General features: G+C 60.9%; 18 protein-coding genes, 2 pseudogenes and 1 riboswitch. Of the genes and pseudogenes, 12 read left to right on the forward strand and 8 right to left on the reverse strand.

The window, feature by feature from the left end:
• Window positions 1-151 precede the first annotated feature (151 nt).
• From QZH45_RS03395 to hldE, 3 genes are all read left to right on the forward strand, one after another.
• Window positions 152-856, forward strand: a complete 705-nt coding sequence (locus tag QZH45_RS03395) for a sulfotransferase family 2 domain-containing protein (RefSeq protein WP_024781434.1) — start codon at window positions 152-154, stop codon at window positions 854-856.
• Entirely contained in the window at window positions 849-1460 is a 612-nt protein-coding gene (gene cysC, locus QZH45_RS03400; RefSeq protein WP_024781433.1) for an adenylyl-sulfate kinase, read from the forward strand. The genes QZH45_RS03395 and cysC overlap by 8 nt, the downstream gene beginning before the upstream one ends.
• Window positions 1461-1547: 87 nt before the next feature.
• Window positions 1548-2969, forward strand: coding sequence for a bifunctional D-glycero-beta-D-manno-heptose-7-phosphate kinase/D-glycero-beta-D-manno-heptose 1-phosphate adenylyltransferase HldE (gene hldE, locus QZH45_RS03405; protein WP_024781432.1), 1422 nt, complete (start codon window positions 1548-1550; stop codon window positions 2967-2969).
• Between the two features lie 90 nt (window positions 2970-3059).
• On the opposite strand, the gene QZH45_RS03410 is transcribed toward hldE, so the two are convergent.
• The 4 genes from QZH45_RS03410 to QZH45_RS03425 form a co-directional block, all read right to left on the reverse strand.
• Window positions 3060-4025, reverse strand: a complete 966-nt coding sequence (locus QZH45_RS03410; protein WP_024781431.1) for a hypothetical protein — start codon at window positions 4023-4025, stop codon at window positions 3060-3062.
• Between the two features lie 33 nt (window positions 4026-4058).
• Window positions 4059-4871, reverse strand: coding sequence for an aldo/keto reductase (locus QZH45_RS03415; protein ID WP_024781430.1), 813 nt, complete (start codon window positions 4869-4871; stop codon window positions 4059-4061).
• On the reverse strand, window positions 4868-6043 hold the full coding sequence (locus tag QZH45_RS03420) for an NAD(P)/FAD-dependent oxidoreductase (RefSeq protein WP_069018389.1): 1176 nt from the start codon (window positions 6041-6043) through the stop codon (window positions 4868-4870). Before QZH45_RS03420 ends, QZH45_RS03415 begins: the two co-directional genes overlap by 4 nt.
• A gap of 273 nt (window positions 6044-6316) precedes the next feature.
• Window positions 6317-6649: a DMT family transporter gene (locus QZH45_RS03425; RefSeq protein WP_024781428.1), complete on the reverse strand. Its 333-nt coding sequence runs from the start codon at window positions 6647-6649 to the stop codon at window positions 6317-6319.
• 103 nt (window positions 6650-6752) lie between these two features.
• On the opposite strand from QZH45_RS03425, the gene QZH45_RS03430 reads away from it, so the two are divergent.
• Window positions 6753-7643, forward strand: coding sequence for a LysR family transcriptional regulator (locus QZH45_RS03430; protein WP_024781427.1), 891 nt, complete (start codon window positions 6753-6755; stop codon window positions 7641-7643).
• Between the two features lie 22 nt (window positions 7644-7665).
• Window positions 7666-8946 carry a lipid IV(A) 3-deoxy-D-manno-octulosonic acid transferase gene (gene waaA / locus QZH45_RS03435; RefSeq protein ID WP_024781426.1) on the forward strand — a complete coding sequence of 427 codons (1281 nt, stop codon included), beginning with the start codon at window positions 7666-7668 and terminating at the stop codon, window positions 8944-8946.
• A gap of 146 nt (window positions 8947-9092) precedes the next feature.
• Here waaA and QZH45_RS03440 read toward each other — a convergent pair whose 3' ends face one another.
• Entirely contained in the window at window positions 9093-10532 is a 1440-nt protein-coding gene (locus QZH45_RS03440; RefSeq protein ID WP_024781425.1) for a TolC family outer membrane protein, read from the reverse strand.
• Between the two features lie 154 nt (window positions 10533-10686).
• Window positions 10687-10792, forward strand: a riboswitch (TPP riboswitch).
• A gap of 161 nt (window positions 10793-10953) precedes the next feature.
• Between QZH45_RS03440 and thiC the strand changes: the two genes are divergently transcribed.
• Window positions 10954-12843, forward strand: coding sequence for a phosphomethylpyrimidine synthase ThiC (gene thiC / locus QZH45_RS03445; RefSeq protein WP_024781424.1), 1890 nt, complete (start codon window positions 10954-10956; stop codon window positions 12841-12843).
• Between the two features lie 168 nt (window positions 12844-13011).
• A complete protein-coding gene (gene cytX, locus QZH45_RS03450; RefSeq protein ID WP_053193281.1) occupies window positions 13012-14304 on the forward strand; it encodes a putative hydroxymethylpyrimidine transporter CytX in 1293 nt (430 codons plus the stop codon).
• Here cytX and QZH45_RS03455 read toward each other — a convergent pair.
• Complete coding sequence (locus tag QZH45_RS03455; protein WP_024781422.1) at window positions 14273-15019, reverse strand: DUF3298 domain-containing protein; 747 nt, start codon at window positions 15017-15019, stop codon at window positions 14273-14275. The two genes, cytX and QZH45_RS03455, sit on opposite strands and share 32 nt — an antisense overlap.
• A gap of 213 nt (window positions 15020-15232) precedes the next feature.
• Between QZH45_RS03455 and QZH45_RS03460 the strand changes: the two genes are divergently transcribed.
• The 3 genes from QZH45_RS03460 (at window position 15233) to cpdA (ending at window position 17220) form a co-directional block, all read left to right on the forward strand.
• Window positions 15233-15850: an NUDIX domain-containing protein gene (locus QZH45_RS03460; protein ID WP_024781421.1), complete on the forward strand. Its 618-nt coding sequence runs from the start codon at window positions 15233-15235 to the stop codon at window positions 15848-15850.
• Window positions 15841-16293 carry a DUF1249 domain-containing protein gene (locus tag QZH45_RS03465; protein ID WP_024781420.1) on the forward strand — a complete coding sequence of 151 codons (453 nt, stop codon included), beginning with the start codon at window positions 15841-15843 and terminating at the stop codon, window positions 16291-16293. The genes QZH45_RS03460 and QZH45_RS03465 overlap by 10 nt, the downstream gene beginning before the upstream one ends.
• A 111-nt stretch (window positions 16294-16404) precedes the next feature.
• Complete coding sequence (gene cpdA / locus QZH45_RS03470) at window positions 16405-17220, forward strand: 3',5'-cyclic-AMP phosphodiesterase (protein ID WP_055134895.1); 816 nt, start codon at window positions 16405-16407, stop codon at window positions 17218-17220.
• A gap of 146 nt (window positions 17221-17366) precedes the next feature.
• Here the strand turns inward: cpdA and QZH45_RS03475 are convergent.
• Window positions 17367-18616 (reverse strand): annotated as a pseudogene (locus QZH45_RS03475) (IS256 family transposase).
• Window positions 18617-19492: 876 nt separating this feature from the next.
• Between QZH45_RS03475 and QZH45_RS03480 the strand changes: the two are divergent.
• The gene (locus QZH45_RS03480; RefSeq protein WP_024780824.1) at window positions 19493-19867 is read left to right on the forward strand and encodes a DUF6124 family protein; all 375 of its coding nucleotides are present in this window, start codon (window positions 19493-19495) and stop codon (window positions 19865-19867) included.
• Window positions 19868-20243: 376 nt separating this feature from the next.
• On the opposite strand, the pseudogene QZH45_RS03485 reads toward QZH45_RS03480, so the two are convergent.
• Window positions 20244-21719, reverse strand: a pseudogene (locus tag QZH45_RS03485) (IS3 family transposase).
• 212 nt (window positions 21720-21931) lie between these two features.
• Here QZH45_RS03485 and QZH45_RS03490 point away from each other — a divergent pair.
• A complete protein-coding gene (locus tag QZH45_RS03490; protein ID WP_047700387.1) occupies window positions 21932-22540 on the forward strand; it encodes a YqiA/YcfP family alpha/beta fold hydrolase in 609 nt (202 codons plus the stop codon).
• The last annotated feature ends 18 nt before the right edge of the window (window positions 22541-22558 follow it).

Genomic DNA, 22558 nt, shown 5'->3' on the forward strand with positions numbered 1-22558 from the left:
ACGCTCACAGGGGTTTGTATGGAAGTTGTTACCAGTAACAACCAATTCGAAATAAACCCGCGTGCCGTGCTTGGTAAGGTTCTGGCTACAGGACTTTCCCTGAACGAGCTTCATTGATCGTAAGGGCCATCCATTTCGCGCGGGTACTCGAATGCTGCAACGTTATCTATGGAAGCTGCTGCCCAAGTCGCAGCGCTCATTCCTGTTGAGTCGCTTGTCGATTGTCGATAGACAGGTGGTCAACAAGTCGATGTCGGCCAATTGCCGTTTCCCCGAAGCCTTCACCCAACGTGGCTGTCTGTTTGTCCATGTGCCCAAGTGTGCCGGTAGTAGTGTCTGCATCGGCATGTTCAATGGCTACAGCCCCGGACATCTGCCGCTGTATTGGTACGAAGAGCAATTTCCTGCGCAGTATGCCGCCAGCTTCAAGTTCGCTTTTGTTCGTGATCCGCTGGAGCGTACGTATTCGGCCTATGCTTTCCTGCGAGGTAATAAATTGGGGCAACGTGATCATGCCGCGCAGAGGCTGGTCAGCCAGTATCGTGACTTCGATGATTTCGTTGCCCGTTGGCTGCATCCGGAGAACATCACGCGGCAGTTGCATTTCGCCGCCCAGACGGATTTTCTCACCGATTCCCTCGGCCACCTGGCGATGGATTTCATCGGTTATCAGGAGTATCTGGATCGTGATTATCGGTGGGTGTGCGAGCATCTGGGACTGCCCATGACGTTGCCCCATGTGAACCGCACCCAGCAACGTGCATCGCTGCCGGTCCGGGAAATATGTTCGGTACGTACCCGACGGCTGGTACGACGGGTGTACCAGCGTGATTACGAGATGCTCGGTTATGAATGAGAGGTCAAAGCTTGTGACGCAACAGACGCAGATCCGTCCCTACACGCTGGCCGTTACGCCTGCTGAGCGGGCTGCGCTGAAATCCCAGCGGCCGCGTTGTATCTGGCTGACCGGACTGTCGGGAGCCGGCAAATCGACGCTGGCCAATGCTCTCGAGACGCAGCTTCATGAGCAGGGTTTCCACACCTGCCTGCTTGACGGCGACAATCTGCGCCAGGGGCTGTGCCGTGGCCTGGGGATGGATGACGAGGCTCGCAAGGAAAATGTCCGACGGATTGCCGAGGTGGCGCGCTTGATGGTCGAGGCCGGCCTGATTGTCATCGTCGCGGCGATTTCTCCGTTTCGCGCTGATCGTGATGCGGCCCGCCGGCTGTTCTGCGAAGGCACCTTCGTGGAGGTGTATGTGAGCACGCCTTTCGAGATTTGTGCCGAGCGCGATCCAAAGGGGCTGTACCGTGAAGCATGCGCCGGGCGGATCAGGAATTTCACCGGGCTCGACAGCCCCTACGAAGCGCCCCTGGCGGCCGAATGCGAAATCAATACCAGCGAGGTTGAGCTGTCCCAGGCTTGTGACCGGCTTCTGGCATTGCTGCAAAAGGAATAAAGGCGCAGCACCTGGTTGCCATGGACGAGCCTTGGCCCACCCTGTGCTAATATCGCGCCCCTGTTCATTTTGTATGTGGGATGCTCCATGAAGTTGTCCATGCCGCGATTCGATCAAGCCCCTGTTCTGGTGGTCGGCGATGTCATGCTCGACCGCTATTGGCATGGCGGTACCTCACGGATTTCCCCTGAGGCGCCGGTTCCGGTGGTCAAGGTCGAGCACATCGAGGATCGCCCTGGCGGCGCCGCCAACGTCGCCCTGAACATTGCTGCCCTCGGTGCACCGGCCTCCCTGGTGGGCGTGACCGGCGACGATGAGGCCGCAGAAACCCTGAGCAACAGCCTCAAGGGTGCTGGGGTGCGGGCGATTTTTCAGCGTATTGCGCATCAGCCGACTATCGTCAAGCTGCGTGTCATGAGTCGTCACCAGCAACTGCTGCGGATCGACTTCGAAGAGCCTTTTGCCACTGATCCTCTGGCCCTCGGTGCCGAGGTCGATCAATTGCTTGAGGGCGTCAAGGTGCTGGTGCTGTCGGACTACGGCAAAGGCGCGTTGAAAAACAACCAGTCGCTGATCCAGGCCGCCCGTGCCCGTGGCATTCCGGTGGTGGCCGACCCCAAGGGCAAGGATTTTTCCATTTACCGGGGCGCGAGCCTGATCACGCCGAACCTCAGCGAGTTCGAAACCATCGTCGGCGGTTGCGCCGACGAGCATGAGCTGGTGAGCAAAGGCGCACAGTTGATGCGCGACCTCGACCTCGGTGCCTTGCTGGTGACCCGTGGCGAACATGGCATGACTCTGCTGCGTCCCGATCACCCGGCGTTGCACTTGCCTGCGCGTGCCCGTGAAGTGTTCGATGTGACGGGTGCCGGCGATACCGTGATTTCCACACTGGCCGCGGCGATTGCGGCTGGCGAGGACTTGCCCCATGCCGTGGCCCTGGCGAACCTGGCGGCGGGTATTGTCGTCGGCAAGCTCGGTACGGCGGCCATCAGTGCGCCGGAACTGCGTCGCGCCATCCAGCGCGAAGAAGGCTCCGAGCGCGGCGTGCTGGGTCTGGAACAACTGCTGCTTGCCGTCGACGATGCCCGTGCCCACAACGAAAGAATCGTCTTCACCAATGGCTGTTTCGACATTCTGCACGCGGGTCATGTGACGTACCTGGAACAGGCTCGTGCCCAGGGCGATCGGCTGATCGTCGCGGTCAATGACGATGCGTCGGTAAGTCGTCTCAAAGGCCCAGGCCGCCCGATCAACAGCGTTGATCGGCGCATGGCGGTCCTGGCCGGTCTGGGCGCGGTGGATTGGGTGATCAGCTTCAGCGAAGGCACGCCGGAGAACCTGTTGCGTCAGGTCAGGCCGGATGTGCTGGTCAAGGGCGGCGACTACGGGATCGACCAGGTTGTAGGCGCGGACATCGTCACTGCATACGGCGGTACCGTGAAGGTCTTGGGCCTGGTGGAAAACAGCTCGACGACTGCGATTGTGGAAAAGATCCGCAGTAACTGAAGTACTCCGCAGCTAGCTTTGTGGCGAGAGGACTATCCTTGTTGGGGGGCGAAGTACCCCCTCATTCACCGGTACATCGCTATGCCTGTTCTAGCGAGCCACCTTGCGGGGTACGATTTTCTTCAGCAATTGCCTGGCCTTGCCCCTCAAGCGGGTGAGGCCTGACTCCTTGCCCGGTGGTGTCATCCCTTGCTGGCGCAGCCAGTCTTTCCAGCGAATCCGTTCGTCTCGCACCAGCCAGCCATCCTGCCTGGCGAAACTCTCGGCCAGATACAGCCCGCGGGTGCTGGCGGGGTACAGCTGATCCTTTTTCAGGGTATACAGCTCTGGCAAGGGTTGGCCGTCGTGCAGCGGCATCAGGTAGAGATCGGGACGCTTGCGGTCCAGGCGTGCCACTAGCTGGTCGCCCTCCAGGCGTTCATCGACGTGAAACAGGCTCAGGGACTTGGCTTCCTTGGGCACTTCCAGGCGCAAATCGTAGATCAGCTGCAGCGACGCTGTCGGCAGGTGCACATAAGCCCGTGGCCGCTCGATCAATTGCAGGTTGGCGCTACGCACCGGACGGGCCGAGCCCGACAGCGGCGTCAGGCGAAACGGCAAGGCTTCGCGATAATGCAGCGCTGCAGCGTAGGGGGCCGGCAGCCAGGTTTCGTTGAAACGCCCACCCAGCCAGCCTTCGGGAGTTTCCAGCAGGCATTCTTCGGCAATTTCCTGGGTGGCGGTGTGCAGAGGCAGGTTCAGTTCGTGGGCGGGGACATAGCCGGAAATCAGCTTGAGTACCACATCTCCGCGATCCTGCCGACGCTGGCGCACCAACACCCAATAGTCGCGGTTCTGCCACTGCAGGGTCAGGCGCACCGAGACCCCCAGGTTTGCCAGCTCCAGGGAAAAACGTTCTGCATCGGCCACCGTCACGGGGCGACGGCGTTGCAAGGTCTGGGCGAAGTTCAGCGGCATCCCGACGCTTTGGTAGGTCAGGCCTTCCGGCGTCGCTTCGACGAACAGCGGCAGTGTCTTGAAGTTGCTCGGGTTCTTCCTGATGAGCGTGCGCGGCATATCGGCTCCTGCTAAAAACCGCGTGAAGCGGCGTCAGTTTTTACGTAGGACCTTGGCTACGGTCGCGACGTTATGGGCGAGGTGCAGCGGATTGATGGTGCCGACAATAGCACTGGCGATCCCTGGATGCTCAAACAACAGTTCGAAGCTGGCCTGGACCGGATCAACCCCGGGGCTCAGGCAGACGTGACCGCTGGCGAGGGCCTTCTTCACCAGGATGGCTTTGCCGTGCTCGGTAGCGTAGTCAATGACAGCGGTTTCGCTTCGTTCGTTCAGATTGTAGGTAACCATGGCGCAATCGCCCTGTTCGAGGGCTTTGAGGCCACCCTCGACGGTCTTGCCGGAGAAGCCGAAGCCACCGATCTTGCCCTCGCGCTTGAGCGTCGCCAGGGTCGGGTAGACCTCGCTGTCGTTGAGTATTGCCAGGTCATTACCGTCGGAGTGCACCAGTACCAGGTCGATATAGTCGGTCTCCAGGCGCTTGAGGCTGCGCTCCACGGAGAGTCGGGTATGGGCGGCACTGAAGTCGTGGCGCGACTGCCCATCGCTGAATTCTTCGCCAACCTTGCTGACAATCACCCAGTCCTGGCGTTGACCGCGCAACAGCGGGCCGAGGCGTTCTTCACTGCGGCCATACGCCGGTGCGGTGTCAATAAGATTGATGCCCAGGTCGCGCGCCAACTTGAGCAGCATGCGCGCTTCGTCGTCATCGGGAATCCGGAAACCGCTGGGGTACTTGACTCCCTGGTCGCGCCCGAGTTTGACGGTGCCCAGGCCCAGGGGGGAAACCTTCGGGCCGTGGGTGCCCAGGAGGCGATAGAACTCATGCAGGGTCGGTTGGCTCATGGCAGCAGCTGCTCCCAGGCCGGCACGCCCATGGGCGGCTTCGGCAGCTCCGGCAGTGGGGCCGGGTGGCAGGGAGTGATGCCGCCCTGTTGCAGCGCGGCAATCACCCGGTCGGAAAAGTCCGGGGCCAGGGCCAGCTTGGTCGGCCAGCCCACCAGCAGGCGGTCCTGCTCGGCGAGGAAAGCGTTGTCCGGACGGGTCAGGCCCGATTGCAGCGGTTCGGCGCGATCGACCCGCAGGGTGGCCCATTGCGCGGTGGTGAGGTCGACCCAGGGCAGCAATTGTCCGAGTTCCTTTTGCGCGGTGGCGATTTGCGCGGCGGGCTCGCGGGCTACGCCCTCGGCTTCGGCGATGTCACCGCCCAGGTACCAGACCCATTGGCCATCTGCGGCCGGGTGAGTGGTGACGGTGATGCGCGGCTTCGGCCCGCCTCCCAGGCAATGGGCATACAGCGGCTTGAGGCTGGGGCCCTTGACCAGCACCATGTGCAGCGGACGGCGCTGCATGGCTGGCTGGTCCAGGCCCAAGGCCGCGAGCAGGTCGGCGGTACCGGCTCCGGCACTGAGGACAATGCGCTGGGCACGGATCTCGCGATCGTCAACCTTCAGGCCCACCAGTTCGCCGGCTTCGCGCAGCGGCTCGATGTGCTGGCCAGCGAGCAGGCTGTCACCAGCCAGTTCCGCCAGGCGTGCGATCAGGCTGGGAACATCCACCACCAGTTCAGCCAGGCGATAGACCTTGCCTTTGAAACGCTTGTCCTGCAGGGCCGGTGGCAGTTGCTCGCCCTTGACCTGGTCGACCCGCCCGCGCACGGCCTTGCTGGCGAAAAAACTGGTGAGATTGCCGGCCAGGGTGCCGGGAGACCATAGGTAATGGGCTTCGGACAGCAGGCGCACGCCGGACAGGTCCAGCTCGCCGTCGCCACCGAGCGCTTCGCGCCAACGGCGCGGCATGTCAGCGATGGCTTCCGAGGCGCCCGTCAGGGCACCATGCAGCGCATATTTGGCGCCGCCATGGATGATGCCCTGGGATTTGACGCTCTGCCCACCGCCGAGGCTGGCACTTTCCACCAGCACGGTCGAATAGCCCAGGCGACGCAGGCGTGCATTGAGCCAGAGGCCGGCGACTCCGGCGCCGACAATCAGCACGTCGGTGGAAATAACGGATGGCATGCAGCGACCTCAGTGTTCAAGACGAAGGCGCAGTATACAGACTCGATGAACTGAGTTTGGCCACCCATTCAGGGGCAGCCGCCAAAACTGTGGCGAGGAAGATCTCCTGTGGCGAGGGGATTTAGCGAAACGTCGCATCGCCCGCTGGGGTGCGAAGCGCCCCTGTTCATGCGATTTTACAACCCGGCGCTGTCAGGTTGGGGCTGCTGCGCAGCCCAGCGGGGATGAATCCCCTCGCCACAACGTATTCCATGCAGAGGTGTTTCGTGTTCCTTAATGTCCGGCGGTCTTGGAGAACAGTTGAATCACTACAACCCCCAGCACAATCAGCGCCATTCCCAGCATCGCCGGCACGTCCAGCTTCTGCCCGTAGATGAACAGCGCCGCGACGCTGACCATGACGATGCCCATCCCGGCCCAGACCGCATACGCAACGCCCACCGGGACGCTGCGCACCACCAGGGTCAACATCCAGAAAGCGATGCCGTAGCCCGCGATCACCAGCACCAGAGGCAGGGGCGTGCTCAGGCCTTTCACCGCTTTCATCGAAACGGTGGCGATCACTTCGGCGCAGATGGCGATAGCGAGGTAGTAGTAGGCATTCATGGGCGAGACCTCTTTGACTGTTGCGTCTTTCGATGTCGCCATTCTAGTGCGTGGCTAGATGCGGTAAAGTCATTACCTATCTGTTAATGAGATAGGTTGGGTCATGAACGTTGAGTGGAATCTTGAGCAATTGCGACTGTTCGTGGGCGTCGCCGAACAGCGTTCGTTCTCTGCCGTGGCCCGGGATCAACGCAAGGCCCAATCGGCTGTCAGCAGCGCGATTGCCTTTCTGGAAGCCGATTTAGGTGTCAGCCTGTTCGAGCGCAGCAGCGGCCGCCAACCGAAGCTCACCGATGCTGGAGAGGCATTGCTGGAAGAAGCGCGGGAAGTGTTGCGCCAGTGCGAACGGCTCAATGGCCGGGCCTTGGCCTTGATGCGCGGGCAGGAAGCGTCGCTGCGCCTGGCCCAGGACGAGGCCATGCCCTATCAACCGGTCATCGACAGTCTGGCGGCGTTGGCCGAGCAATTCCCCACCCTTGAGGTGCAACTGGCCAGTGCCGCCCAGGGCGATGTGGCGCGCAAACTGGTGGAGCGTCGCGCTGACCTGGGCTTGTTGTTCTACCACGACCAGATCCCCGAAGCGCTGGAGCGCCGAGTGTTGGGCAGCGTCGAGATGGTCACGGTGTGTAGCAAAGGGCATCCGCTGGCCAACCACGACTACGTGTCCTGCCGGGAAATGGCCCGGCACCGGCAGTTGCTGATGGCGACCCAGTCCAGCGTCTACCCCGGCAGCGAGCAGGCCAGCCCGCAGGTCTGGCGCGCCGACAGTTTCTACGTCCTGGCCGAATGGCTGAGAAGTGGCCTGGGCTGGGCCTGGCTGCCGCGGCACGTGGTGCAGTATCCGGCGTACCTGGGCGACATGGTCGAACTCAACAGTGAATGGACCCCGCCAGCGCTGGTGGTTGAGCTGGTCTGGCGCCGCGACGAGCCCCTGGGCCCGGCTGCGCGCTGGCTGGCGGAACGTTTTGCCGTGCAGTTGCAGGCGATCGGCTGAAAAACCGATAAACTCCGCCGCCATGAACAGAATTCTCTATAGCGCATTGTTTTACCTGGGGCTGCCACTGGTAGCGATTCGGCTGTGGCTACGGGCGCGCAAGGCGCCGGCGTATGCCCGGCGCATCGGCGAGCGGTTCTCCTGGGGCTTGCCGGTCATGACACAGGGAGGCATCTGGGTCCATGCAGTGTCGGTGGGCGAAAGCATCGCCGCCGCGCCGATGATTCGCGCCCTGTTGCAACGTTATCCACAGTTGCCGATCACGGTGACCTGCATGACGCCCACGGGCTCGGAGCGGATCCAGGCGTTATTCGCCAATGAGCCGCGCATTCAGCATTGTTATTTGCCTTACGACTTGCCTTGTGCTGCCAGGCGTTTTCTCAATCGGGTGCGGCCGACGCTGGCGGTGATCATGGAAACCGAGCTGTGGCCCAACCACATCCATCAATGCGCCAAGCGCGGTATTCCCGTGGCCTTGGCGAATGCGCGTTTGTCGGAGCGTTCGGCCCGGGGCTATGCCCGCTTCCCCAAACTCACCCGGCCGATGCTTGCCGAGATGAGCCTGTTTGCCGTCCAGACCGAAGCAGAGGCCGAACGTTTCCGCCAGTTGGGCGCCCGTGCGGACACTGTCGAGGTCACCGGCTCGATCAAGTTCGACCTGACCATCGACCCGCAACTGCTCGAAAACGCCAGTGCCCTGCGCAACCAATGGCAGGCGTCGGATCGCCCGGTCTGGATCGCCGCGAGCACCCATGAGGGCGAGGATGAGGTGGTGTTGGCCGCGCACCGTCGGCTGCTCGACAGTTACCCCGATGCATTGCTGATCCTGGTGCCGCGTCATCCCGAGCGCTTCGACGCCGTGCACCAGTTGTGTGAAAGCGAAGGTCTTGCCACGGTCCGGCGTTCCAGCGCACAACCCGTTACCGCACAAGTCTCGGTGCTGCTGGGCGACACCATGGGCGAGTTGCTGTTTCTCTATGCATTGGCCGATAGCGCGTTCGTAGGCGGCAGCCTGGTGCCCAACGGCGGCCACAACCTGCTGGAACCGGCTGCGCTGTCGAAACCGGTGCTCAGCGGGCCGCACCTGTTCAACTTCCTCGAAATCGCCGCGCAACTGCGCAGCGCCGGGGCCTTGCAGGAGGTCGAAGATGCCGAAAGCCTGGCCTTGGCGATACAACGGCTGTTCGAACTGCCCCGGGATGCACAGCGCATGGCCGAGGCGGGATTGAAGGTGATGCGCACCAATCAGGGCGCGTTGCAGCGGTTGCTGGAGGGGTTGGGGCGATTGATTTCCGGCCGGTGATCATTGCTCTTGTGGCGAGGGGATTTATCCCCGCTGGGGTGCGAAGCGCCCCCCTTCAAACTACCTGACACACCGCACTATCAGGTTTTGGGGCTGCTGCGCAGCCCAGCGGGGATAAATCCCCTCGCCACAGACGTGCCGCTGGATTACTGCCCCGGCCTTGAGCGCAACTGCTGCTCTGCTGCTTGTGCCAGGTCTGGCGGCAGGAAGTCCTTGTCCGGGTTGTAGTCCGGCTTGAGGTAGCGTGACAGGTCCTGCAGGTCGGCCGGACTCAGGGTGCCGGCAGCCTGCTTGAGGCGCAGGTTGTCGAGGATGTAGTCGTAGCGGGCGTTGTTGTAGTTGCGCACCGAAGTGTACAGCTGGCGCTGGGCATCGAGTACGTCAACGATGTTGCGAGTCCCCACCTGATAACCGATCTCCGTGGCCTCCACCGCGCTCTGGTTGGAGATGATCGACTGGCGCCGCGCCTGGACCTGTTCCACGTCGGTGTTCACCGCGCGATGCAGGTTGCGGGTGTTTTCCACCACCTGCCGGCGCAAGCCTTCGCGTTGCTGTTCGGTCTGGGTGAGTTGCGAGTAGGACTCCCGAACCTGGGAACTGGTCAGCCCGCCGCTGTAGATCGGGATACTCAACTGCAGGCCAATGGTGCGCTGCTCGGCATCGCCACCGTAACGCTGGCCGGTCGGGCTCGGGTTGGTAAAGCCGAGGCCGTCGTTGTCGCCTTTCTTGTACTGGGCTATCGCGTCGAGCGTGGGCGCATGACCGGCCTTGCGTTGACGCAGGGTGTCTTCAGCGGCGTCGACGGCGTAGTTGCTGGCCAGCAGGTTGAGGTTCTGCCTGGCCGCGGTGTCGACCCAGGCCTTGGCATCATTCGGGACCGGCGGCAGTATCGGCAGCGTGTGGACAATCCCCTGGATCGAGTTATACCGGCGGTTGGTCAGGGTGATCAGTGCTTCAAATGCATCCTCGACCTGACGCTGGGCAATGATCCGGTTGGCTCGGGCCGTGTCATAGCTGGCCTGGGACTGCAGCACGTCGGTCTTGTCCGAAAGGCCCACGTCGAAGCGTTCGTTGGACTGGTCGAGTTGACGCTTGAAAGCTGCTTCCTCGGCTTTGGTCGAGGCCAGATTGTCCTGGCTGCGCAGCACGTTGAAATAGCTCTCGGCGCTTTGCAGGATCATGTTCTGCTCGGTGGCCGACAATTGCAGCGACGCTTGTTCGTTGACGGATTTTGCCGCCTGCAACTGGAACCAGCGGTCGGCCCGGAAAAGGGGCTGGGACAGCGTGGCCTGGTAAACCGTGGCGCTGCGGGTGGCAGTCAGCGCCGGCTGGTCGAGCTCGGTACGGGTGTTGTTGAGGTCGGCACCGGCCGACAGGTTGGGCAACAACCCGGCGCGGGCCTGGGGCACCACTTCTTTCTGGGCACCGTACTGGGCGCGGGCAGCGGCCAGGTCGGCGTTGTTATCCACCGCTTCCTGGTACACGCTCACCAGATCGGTCCGGGTGGATAAGGGCGCTTCGGCAGCCCAGGCCATTCCATTGGACGCACAAGACACGGCAAGGGCCAGTGAGAGTTTGCGCAGCATGAGGCGATCCCTACTTCTCAAATGATTGCGCACAAGAGGCGCGGCGTAGCGAGTGTAGTTGCGCACGGGCACGGCAACAATCCTGTATATGCGCCATTCATCACGCCTTTTGCTGCGGTGATGGCGTTCTGCGGTGGTTGTGTCTAGACTGGCCAGGTTCTTGTCGGGGTGCCTTGCTATGAGGCTGAGATCGAATAATTTCGGATCCCGTTGAACCTGATCAGGTTAGCGCCTGCGTAGGGAACAAGATTTCTCGTCACCCGGCGAGTCCTCTTGTGCTTCGTCCGGGATGTTGTTCGACCGTCGAACACACTCGTGCATCAAGCACAGCATCCGCACCGTCGTGCAGGATTGCGTCCATTCGCTACAGGTTCGCTCCGACAAAAATCCACTGCCTGGATGTGTGTCTGGAGAACCCGTGATGACGACAAAATCAAAAAACGCGATCAACCTCAGTGATTCGGCCCAGGTCGATCAGCAATCGGTTCAGCCCTTTACCCGCTCGCAAAAAATCTATGTCCAGGGCAGCCGCCCGGATATCCGCGTGCCAATGCGCGAGATCAGTCTCGACGTTACACCGACCGACTTCGGTGGCGAGATCAATGCGCCGGTGACGGTGTATGACACCTCGGGCCCGTACACTGACCCGAACGTGATCATCGACGTGCGCAAAGGCCTGGCCGACGTGCGTTCGCCGTGGATCGAAGCCCGTGGCGACACCGAGCGCCTGGCTGGCCTGAGTTCCAACTTCGGCCAGGAGCGCCTGGCCGACCCCGAGCTGACCAAGCTGCGCTTCGCCCACGTGAACAATCCGCGTCGCGCCAAGCCTGGTGCCAACGTCAGCCAGATGCACTACGCACGCAAAGGCATCATCACTGCCGAGATGGAATACGTCGCCATCCGCGAAAACATGAAGCTGGAAGTGGCCCGCGCCGCCGGTCTGCTGGATCAGCAACACGCTGGTCACAGCTTCGGCGCCAGCGTACCGAAAATCATCACGCCGGAATTCGTCCGTGACGAAATCGCTCGGGGCCGCGCGATCATCCCGGCCAACATCAACCACACCGAACTGGAACCGATGATCATCGGCCGTAACTTCCTGGTGAAGATCAACGGCAACATCGGCAACAGCGCACTGGGTTCGTCCATCGAAGAAGAAGTGGCGAAGCTGACCTGGGGCATTCGCTGGGGTTCGGACACGGTGATGGACCTGTCTACCGGCAAGCACATCCACGAAACCCGCGAGTGGATCATCCGCAACTCGCCAGTGCCGATTGGTACCGTGCCGATCTACCAGGCCCTGGAAAAAGTCGGCGGCGTGGCCGAAGACCTCACCTGGGAGTTGTTCCGCGACACGCTGATCGAACAGGCCGAGCAGGGCGTCGACTACTTCACCATCCACGCTGGCGTGCTGTTGCGCTATGTGCCCATGACCGCCAAGCGCGTTACCGGCATCGTCAGTCGTGGCGGTTCGATCATGGCCAAGTGGTGCCTGGCGCACCATAAGGAAAACTTCCTCTACACCCACTTCGAAGACATTTGCGAAATCATGAAGGCCTACGACGTCAGCTTCTCGCTGGGCGATGGCTTGCGTCCGGGCTCGATTGCCGACGCCAACGACGAAGCGCAGTTCGGTGAGCTGGAAACCCTCGGCGAGCTGACCAAGATCGCCTGGAAGCACGACGTGCAGTGCATGATCGAAGGCCCTGGCCACGTGCCGATGCAGTTGATCAAGGAGAACATGGACAAGCAGCTGGAGTGCTGCGACGAGGCGCCGTTCTACACCCTCGGCCCACTGACCACCGACATCGCGCCGGGCTACGACCACATCACCTCCGGCATCGGTGCGGCGATGATCGGCTGGTTCGGTTGCGCCATGCTCTGCTACGTGACCCCGAAAGAACACCTGGGGTTGCCGAACAAGGATGACGTGAAGACCGGGATCATCACCTACAAGATCGCCGCCCACGCGGCCGATCTTGCCAAAGGCCACCCGGGGGCGCAGATCCGCGACAATGCCTTGAGCAAGGCGCGCTTCGAGTTCCGCTGGGAAGACCAGTTCAACCTCGGCCTGGACCCGGACACCGCTCGCTCGTACCACGATGAAACCCTGCCGAAGGACTCGGCCAAGGTCGCGCATTTCTGCTCGATGTGCGGGCCGAAGTTCTGCTCGATGAAGATTACCCAGGAAGTCCGCGAGTATGCGGCCAACCAGCGCATCGAAGCGGTGGATGTGGACGTCGCCCAGGGGATGGCGGAGCAGGCTGAGCGGTTCAAGCAGGAAGGTAGTCAGCTTTACAAGAAAGTGTGATCCGAGCTGATGGTGGCGGTGTCTTCACCGCCACCATCGCGAGCAGGCTCGCTCCCACAATGGATCGCGGTGTGCACGAACCCTGTGTCTGCCACCGGCCCCTTGTGGGAGCGAGCCTGCTCGCGATAGCGGTCGCTAAAACAACAGATATCCTCTGAGACAACACCCTTGAACATCCAACCCAGCACCTACTCCCCCGACATCGCCGTCCCCACGGACAAACGCGTCTTCGGCGCACGGGATCTCTTCTCCCTGTGGTTCTCCCTCGGCATCGGCCTGATGGTCTTGCAGGTCGGTGCCTTGCTGGCACCTGGCCTGGGCCTGAGCGGCTCATTGCTGGCGATTTTCCTCGGCACACTGGCGGGCGTCCTGCTGCTGGCGGCAGTCGGGGTCATCGGCAGCGACACCGGGCTGTCGGCCATGGCTGCCCTCAAGCTCAGCCTGGGCAGCAAGGGCGCGAGCGTGCCGGCGATATTGAACCTGCTGCAGTTGATCGGCTGGGGCTCGTTCGAAATCATCGTCATGCGCGATGCCGCCAGCCTACTGGGCGCCCGGGCCTTCAGCGAAGGCAGCCTCGGGGCAAATCCGCTGTTGTGGACCTTGTTCTTCGGTGCTCTGGCCACCTTGCTCGCGGTGAGCGGGCCGCTGACCTTCGTGCGCAAAGTGTTGCGCAAGTGGGGTATCTGGCTGCTGCTGGCGGCGTGCACCTGGCTGACCTGGAACCTGTTCGCCAAGGCCGATCTGGCAGTACTGTGGGCCCAGGCCGGTGACGGTTCGATGCCCTTGGCCGTGGGCTTTGATATTGCGATTGCCATGCCGTTGTCCTGGCTCCCGCTGATCGCCGATTACTCGCGCTTCGGCAAGCGCGCCAGCAGTGTCTTTGGCGGCACGGCGTTGGGGTTCTTCATCGGTAACTTCTGGCTGATGAGCCTGGGCGTGGCCTACACCCTGGCGTTCGCACCGAGCGGTGAAGTCAATGCGCTGTTGCTGGCCCTGGCGGGCGCGGGATTGGGCATCCCGCTGCTGTTGATTCTGTTGGACGAGTCGGAGAATGCTTTCGCCGATATCCATTCGGCGGCAGTATCCAGCGGCATGTTATCGGGATTGAAGGTCGAGCACCTGGCGTTGGCGATTGGCGTCATCTGCACCCTGATCGCCTGCTTTGCGCCGTTGGCGCAGTACCAGAACTTTCTTTTGCTGATCGGCTCGGTGTTCGCGCCGCTGTTCGGCGTGGTGCTGGTGGATCACTTCATCCTGCGCAAACGCAGCAGCCAGGTGGTCTCAGCTTCGTTGCGCTGGCCGGCACTGTTGGCCTGGTTGGGCGGGGTGAGCACTTATCACTTGCTGGCCAATTTCTACCCGGATATCGGCGCAACCCTGCCGTCACTGGTTCTGGCAGGGCTGCTGCAACTGTTGCTGGGCCGGGCTTTCAGCTACGGCCGGGAAACAGCTCGGGCTTGAGAATGCCATTGAGGCGCGGGTAAGCGATCTTCAGTTCGATGTGGCCCAGGGCGTAAGGCGCAATGGTGCTGGTTTCGTACTTGAGGATCACCCCGCCGTAGGTCAGCGCCACGTTTTGGGTTTTCTGAAAGTGCCACTGCTTCAGGAACTCCGGCTCCTGATCCAGCTTGGTGCTGATCAGCCAGCTGTTATGAGCCACTTGGACGGCTTTCCAGAAGGCTTCTTCCTGGCCCGGCAGCAGCATGTCCGACAACGCCAGTACCTTGTGCTGCTGGCGCGAATAATTGATGAAACCGCGCCCCGGAGTGCCATGGGCGCCACCGGTGTCCAGGTAACTGGACAACTCGATGATCACCAGGCCGTCATGTTGCTCACGTACCTTGGCCTGCAAGTAGCTGCTGGTGCGCGGCGCGGCGCTGCGCAAGAACTGCTCGCGATAGGCTGCCAGCGTTGGCGCCACCGGGGTATCGGGTGTGGTGCGGGTCATTTGCAGCAGACGTTTTTCGACGATACCGTCCAGGGCCGGCTCGGCAGGAAAGTGCACAGTGTCGATGTTCACCAACGGGCAGTCGGCGCTGGCGCAACCTTGCTGCAATTGCTCCGAGGCATCGCGGGTGGTTTCCAGCGGAGTGCGGTAGTTGGGTTGGAACAGGCTTTGGCAAGCACCCAGTGTCAGGGCAATGGCAGCCAGCGAAGCAACTCTGAAAAGCGACATGGGCGTCCTTCATGAAACAGGGAAAAGCAAAAAGTTACCCGCTTCGACTGTCAGCAAGGCAATCAGTTCGCCACTAGACTCATTAGAATTCTTTCACCTTCAGCCGTCCATCCCGATGAGAGGAAAGGGGCTGCATCAAAGGGGACGGGCGCGTTAGGATGGCGCGAAGCCGAGGTAGGAACCTCGCATCGATTGCTCCAGACGAGGACTGCCATGACTGATTTCGCCAACGCCACGCCGACTACCGTGGACATTGTCACACGCGACAGCTGCTATCAGGGTTTCTACAAGCTCGAGCGCGTCCAACTGCGCCATGAATTGTTCGCCGGCGGCATGAGCCGTGAAATCAGCCGTGAGTTGTTCGTGCGCCATGATGCGGTGTGCGTCTTGCCCTACGACCCGCAACGTGATGAGGTGGTGTTGATCGAGCAGTTTCGTGTCGGCGCCATGGGCAAGACCCCCAACCCTTGGCTGGTCGAGCTGGTAGCGGGCCTGATCGATAAGGACGAGCAACCGGAAGAAGTTGCTCATCGTGAAGCGCAGGAGGAAGCTGGGCTGGACTTCGCTGCGCTTTGGCCGATGACCAAATATTTTCCATCGCCGGGCGGCAGCAATGAATTTGTGCATCTTTACCTGGGGCGTTGCGACAGCACGGGGGCGGGCGGCCTGCACGGGCTACTAGAGGAAGCCGAAGACATTCGCGTGAAGACCTGGGCTTTCGAGGATGCCTTGCAGGCTGTGCGCGACGGGCGGATCTGCAACGCGGCCAGCATCATTGCCTTGCAATGGCTGGCCTTGAATCGCGATGAAGTGAGGGGGCTATGGTCTTAAGCAAGCTGCGCGATCGCTATCGCGTCGATCTGGTTGGGCTACAGGCAGCCTGCGAGGCCAACTATGCCCGTCTGATGCGCTTGTTGCCGGACATGCGCAACGACCCGGCGCCGCGCCGCATCGCCGTGACCCACGGCGACCAGATGCTCGGGGTGCTGGCGCTCGAAGTGCTGCAGACCTGTCCGTATACCACCACCTTGCAAGTGCGTCAGGAGCACAGCCTTCCCTGGTTGCCAGTGCCGCAGTTGGAGGTTCAGGTCTATCACGATGCACGCATGGCCGAAGTGGTGAGCGCCGAACATGCTAGACGCTTTCGTGGCATCTATCCTTACCCCAATGCCTCGATGCACCAGCCGGACGAAAAGGCCCAGTTGAATCTGTTCCTGGGCGAGTGGCTGAGTCATTGCCTGGCGCTGGGTCACGAGTTCGAAGTGGTTCGCTAGTATGGTGCGCTGTCTGTGAACCGGTTCCGGTTCACGGGTTTCCCCTTTCGATCATCCCCAGCATAATTGCGACTTCATCCAATGGCGTGATCGCGCCTGGGAGAGAGCGATTTGCCGAGCGTATCCACCCTGACCACCGCCGATCCGGTGTTGCTGGTCCAACTGTCCGACAGCCACCTGTTCGCCGGGGCCGACGCCTCGTTGCTGGGCATGAACACCCGCGACAGCCTGCGGGCGGTCATTGACCTGGTCCTGAAGCAGCAGCCGAACGTTGACCTGATGCTTGCCACCGGGGACCTGTCCCAGGACGGGACGCTGGAGTCCTATGAAGCGTTCCGGCACATGAGCGAGCGGATCCAGGCGCCGGCGCGTTGGATTCCGGGTAATCATGATGAGCCGCAAGTCATGCTCCAGGCGGCGGTCCAGAGCCCATTGCTCGACCCGGTGGTGGACATTGGAAACTGGCGCATCACTTTGCTGGATTCTGCGGTGCCGGGTTCGGTGCCCGGGTTTCTGTCGGAGGAGCAGTTGATCCTGTTGGCCAATGCCTTGAGCGAGGCGCCGGAGCGGCATCATCTGGTGTGTCTGCATCATCACCCGGTGTCGATCGGCTGTGAGTGGATGGCGCCCATCGGGTTGCGCAATCCAGATGCGCTGTTTGCGGTGCTGGATCGGTTTGCGCAGGTGCGTGCGGTGCTTTGGGGTCATGTGCACCAGGAGATCGATCAGGTGCGTGAGGGGGTGCGTCTGTTGGCTTCGCCTTCGACCTGTATTCAGTTTGTGCCTGGTTCTGTGGATTTTGCGGTGGGTGAGCAGGCGCCGGGGTATCGGTGGTTGCGGCTCCTGCCGGATGGGCGGTTGGAGACGGGGGTTGAGCGGGTGGTGGGGTTTGAATTTGTAGTTGATTATGGGGCTGAGGGGTACTGAAGGCTGAGGCAGTACGCTGATCCAATTGTGGGAGCGAGCCTGCTCGCGATGACGGCCTTACTGGGCTGGGTACATATCCGTTGCTGGGACTGTCAGATTTTTTGTGTTCGGGCCGGTAGCGGCCTGCCGCCAGGCAGGCCTTGATTTCACCAGGTCGGCCTGATGAACCGATCTCCGTACAGAATCGCAAATTGATTCATCGCGCTTTTCCAATCATGCGCCGCCGAGCCCCAATTGGCTGTGATATTGCGCAGCCCAGCCAGATCAGTTTGGTCGCGGCGTCGTCGCTCGGAAAGTGGCCACGGGTCTTGATGATCTTGCGTAACTGAGCGTTGATGCTCTCGATGGCATTGGTGGTGTAAATAACCTTGCGGATCGCGGGTGGGAAAACAAAAAATGGAATCACTCGATCCCACGACCGTCGCCAGGCCGCCACAACCGTTGGATATTGCTTGCCCCAGGGCCCGCGCTCAAATTCATCCAGAGCCTGTTCCGCCGCTTGTGCATTGATGGCCTGATAGATCGGTTTGAGGGCCTTGGCCAGTTCTCGACGCTTGTCCCAGGCCGCATAATCAAGGCTGTTGCGGATCAGATGCACGATGCAGGTCTGCAATGTTGTTTCCGGAAACACCGCGCTGAGGGCCTCTGGCATGCCTTTTAGGCCATCGGTTACGGCAATCAGCACGTCCTCGACGCCGCGTGTCTTAAGGTCGTTGAATACCTTCATCCAGAACTTTGCCCCTTCGGTGTTCTCGATCCAGATACCCAGGATGTCGCGTGTCCCGTCGGGTAAAACGCCCAGCGCCAAGTAAATCGCCTTGTTGCGAACCAGACCTTCTTCGCGAATTTTGACCCGCAGAGCATCAAAGAAAATGACCGGATACATCGGCTCTAGGGGACGCTGTTGCCAAGCGCCAATCTCTTCCATCACCTCGTCGGTCACGGAGCTGATGAAGTCAGGCGAAACATCCGTCCCGTACTGCTCGGAAAGAAACGCCCGGATCTCTCTGACCGTCATCCCACGGGCATACATGGCGATGATCTTGTCGTCGAAACCGGTGTAACGGCGCTCATGCTTGGGAATAAGAATGGGCGAAAAACTGCCCTCTCGATCACGCGGGATATCCAGCCGGAGCGGGCCATCACCGGTCAGCACCGTCTTACCGCTCTTGCCATTGCGCTGGTTGGTTTCATCCTCTGGACGCTGCGCGCCCGGAGGATAGCCCAGGTGATGGCCCAGCTCAGCGCTCAGGGCACGCTCGATCAGCGCCTTCTTGAACGCCGCAGAGGCCTCTTCGATGGCCTCCGCGGTCATCAGCGGGGCGGCGGAAAACTGCTCAAGAAGCTCTTTCGGGACTTTCGGTAATTCTCGAAGCGGTTTCTTTTTGGTTGGCATACATGCACCTCTTACTCATGTTATGCCCGAACACAAAATTTCTGACACCCTCCCGTTGCTGCGGTAACGGCTACTTAGGGTTCCGCCCTTACGGCGGGTTACTTTTGGCAAACGCCCCAAAAGTAACCAAAAGGTCTTGGCCCCACCACTCGGCACCTCGCCAAGGCGAGGTGTTCCCTCACTCCGGCATTGCTCCGTGGGCCCGCCGCGAAGGGCCATCCATGGCCCAGCGCGGCTAACCCGGCATCCATGCCGGGTTGCCCACTACGCAATGCCTGCGTTCGGCCGTCGTGGTTAACGGGGCCCAAAGATCAAAAGCAAAGCAAAGCAAAGCAAAGCAAAGCAAAGCAAAGCAAAGCAAAGCAAAGCAAAGCAAAAGCAACGGCGAGGCGGCCTTGTGGCCGGCCTGTTCTTGCGGCTGACCTTGGTCCCCTGTGGGAGCGGGCTTGCCCGCGAAGGCGTTCTGAAGGCCGACCTGTCTCTTAGGCTACACCTCGTCCCCCTGTGGGAGCGAGCCTGCTCGCGATGGCGGCTTTATTACCGACCTAAATCTGTGGGAATGGTCGGACGTCCAGGCAGATTTTTCCGACGAGCTCTGGCGGTTGCCGGGTGGGAAGGGGACTCGCTAACCTTTTTCGGTCGCTGCAATTCAGCGACCGGGCCTGGAAACCCGATAAGTGAGGATGCAACAGCGCGCCACATGAGATACTGCATCGCTTTTTTGCGTGTGCAGTTCTGCTTCATGGCGGCTGTGCGCGGGAGACTTTCGAGTCTGCCGGGTTTGCTCCGCACTCCGGTTTTCCAGCCCGCGCATAGCTGCCACCCTCTCGCCTGGAAACGGGAAATGGCGGTTCCACTACATAAGGGAGCCTCATCATGTTCAAAGTAACCCCTAATCCCCCCGAAACCGATTCCACCTCGGCTCACACCGGCCTCGACGCCAAGAAACTCGACGAAGCCGCCGAACGCGCCCTCAACTTCTACCTCGCCCCAGAACCCCAGGCCAAAAAGAGACCATTTCCCGGCCAGCTATTCACCGTCGTCGAAGACCTGGACAGCGAAACCCTCCTGGCCAACCTCAGCGAAACCCTGGCCTCGGCAAATGCGATGCTCAACGACCTGGCCTTCAACCTGGAAGGCTCCAACCGGCATATAGCCTTCGGCGTCCAGCAGATGGTCGAACTCAGTGAGTTGCTGGCAAACCGAGCGCTGGACGTCGTCGATCCCCCGATAAGTCAGCGGCCCCTGTGACGAGAATTTAGCGAAACGTCGCTTTTTGCTTTTGCTTTTGCTTTTGCTTTTGCTTTTGCTTTTGATTTTGATCTTGAACGCCCCATTAACCACGCTGGCCGAACGCAGGTATTGCGTAGTGGGTAACCCGGCATGGATGCCGGGTTAGCCGCGCTGGGCCATGGATGGCCCTTCGCGGCGGCCCACGGAGCAATGCCGGAGTGAGGGCACACCGAGCGTAGGCGAGGTGCCGAGTGGTGGGGCACAGACCTTTGGTTACTTTGGGGCGTTTGCCAAAGTAACCCGCTGTAAGAGCGGAACCATAGGTAGCCGTTACCGCAGCAATGGATATGTACCCAACGGCGTTTTTCAAGGTAGTTGTCGCGTCACCGTCTAACTATGCTGCTCTTTTCTCGGCCTGCTGCTCTCGATCCGGATTCAGCAGCACCGTGCCTATCGGCTCCCAGTTCCGTGTTCGTCCAGACCAGCGTTCCGGGCTTTTCTTTCGGGCTTGCTCGTACAGTTCATGACGCTGAGCCAGGATCTGTTGATCCTGCCCTTGATGCCGCTCCGCCGGGGTCACGAAGCGGATCCGGCTATGCCGGTGTTCGTGGTTGTACCAACGCATGAAATCCCTGACCCAGATGCGTGCGGCGTCCAGGCTGGCAAAGCCATCTGCCGGCCATTGCGGGCAGTATTTCAACGTTCTAAACAGCGATTCCGAGTATGGATTGTCATTGCTCACACGCGGTCGGCCACGTGACGGTGTGATGCCCAGGTCATGCATCTTGCTCAACAGCGTCAGTGATTTCATCGGGGCACCATTGTCCGAGTGCAGTACCAGCGGTTCATGCAAACATTGCTCGCCGATCACGCTACGCTGCAGCAACGCAGCCGCCTTCTCACCGCTTTCCTCTTCGTAAACCTCCCAGCCCACGGCCTTGCGGCTGTAAATGTCCTCGATCAGGTACAAGTAGTAATACTTGCCACGCACCGGCGACGGCAGGTAGGTGATGTCCCACGACCACACCTGATTCGCCCCCTTGGCCGTGTGGGTCGTCGGTGCCGCATGCCGTCGCGGGCGCTGGCTACGACCTCGATGCTGTTGTTGACCCGCAGCCCGCAGCACCCGATAAAACGTGGCTTCCGATGCCAGATAGCGCTGTTGATCGGCCAGTCTCGGCACGATCTGACTCGGCGGCGTACGCCGGTGTGGTCGTTCGGGCGTCAGCCTGAATAGCCTCGGTTTCAGTCCAGCGCTGCAAGGTTCTGAGCGAGAGGCCGACTTCCTGGCAGGCCCTGATTTTCCGGGCTCCGGCCATTTGCGCTTCATTCAACCAGGTTACGAGTAACTGCCGCTCTGGCAAAGCCGTTAGCTGTCCTCGTTGTCGATCCCCCAGTAATCGTTGAGCTTTTTTCGCAGCACCAACAACGCGGCGGTTTCAGCCAGCGCCTTGTCTTTGCGGCGCAGTTCACGCTCAAGTTCCTGGATGCGTTTCTTGTCCTTACGGGCTTGTTCGCGATCGTCTTTTTGCTGGGCTTTTTCCGTCTTCTGGCCACTAATGAAGGCTTGCCTCCAGGCGCTGATTTGCTCGGGATACAGGCCTTTACGGCGGCAGTACTCACCCAGTTCAATCTCGGACAGGCCGGCGGCTTCAAGGACGACAGCAAACTTGATTTCGGCTGTCCAGTTCTGGGTCGATGAGGTGTTATCGGGCACTGCGTTTCCTTCAGAACCGACCTGCTTGCGCCAGTTCGACAAAGACATTTCGCTGGCCCCTTCGCGCCGGGAAACCTCGGCCATCGACAGGTTGAGCGGAGGAAGCAGCATCTTGAGCAATGCGGCTTTGCGTTCAGGTGAATAGTACGGCACGAACAGTCTCTTTCCGCCCCCGATCTGCTTTTTCAGGAAAATTCGGAGAGGCGACAACTATCCTGACACCGGGGGCCAATAAGGCCGCTATCGCGAGCAGGCTCGCTCCCACAAAAAGCAGGGATAAATCCCTTGTACGGAAAGCATGTCCCCCAAACACCCCCAATCTCCCTGTAAACTCCGGCCTTTGCCCCCAAACCCAGGGAGTTGGAATGTCGGCTTCGATCCTCTACATCCACGGCTTCAACAGCGCCCCAGCCTCAACCAAGGCCCGTCAACTCATCGACGTAATGACCCGCCTGGGCCTGGGCGATCAGCTGCAAGTGCCAGCCCTGCACCACCACCCCCGCGAAGCCATGGCCCAATTGGAACAGGCAATTGCACAACTGGGGCGGCCGCTGCTGGTCGGCAGCTCGCTCGGCGGCTACTATGCGACTCACTTGGCCGAGCGCCACGGCCTCAAGGCGCTGTTGATCAACCCTGCGGTCAGCCCCCATCGGATGTTCGACGGTTACCTGGGCACGCAAAAGAATTTATACACCGATGAAACCTGGGAATTGACCCACGACCACGTCACGGCCCTGGCTGCGCTGGAAGTGCCGGCGCCCCAGGATCCTCAGCGGTATCAGGTATGGTTGCAAACCGGTGACGAAACGCTGGATTATCGCCACGCCCAACAGTACTACCGCGCCTGTGCCTTGCGCATCCAGGCGGGCGGCGACCACAGTTTCCAGGGGTTTGCCCAACAGTTGCCAGCGTTGTTGAGTTTTGCCGGCATCGGCGCCGATTTGTACCAGGCGATCGACTTCACATCGCTGTGAGCCATCGCCCCTTTTTCA

This window comes from Pseudomonas corrugata, from assembly GCF_050920615.1.
Lineage (GTDB): Bacteria > Pseudomonadota > Gammaproteobacteria > Pseudomonadales > Pseudomonadaceae > Aquipseudomonas > Aquipseudomonas corrugata.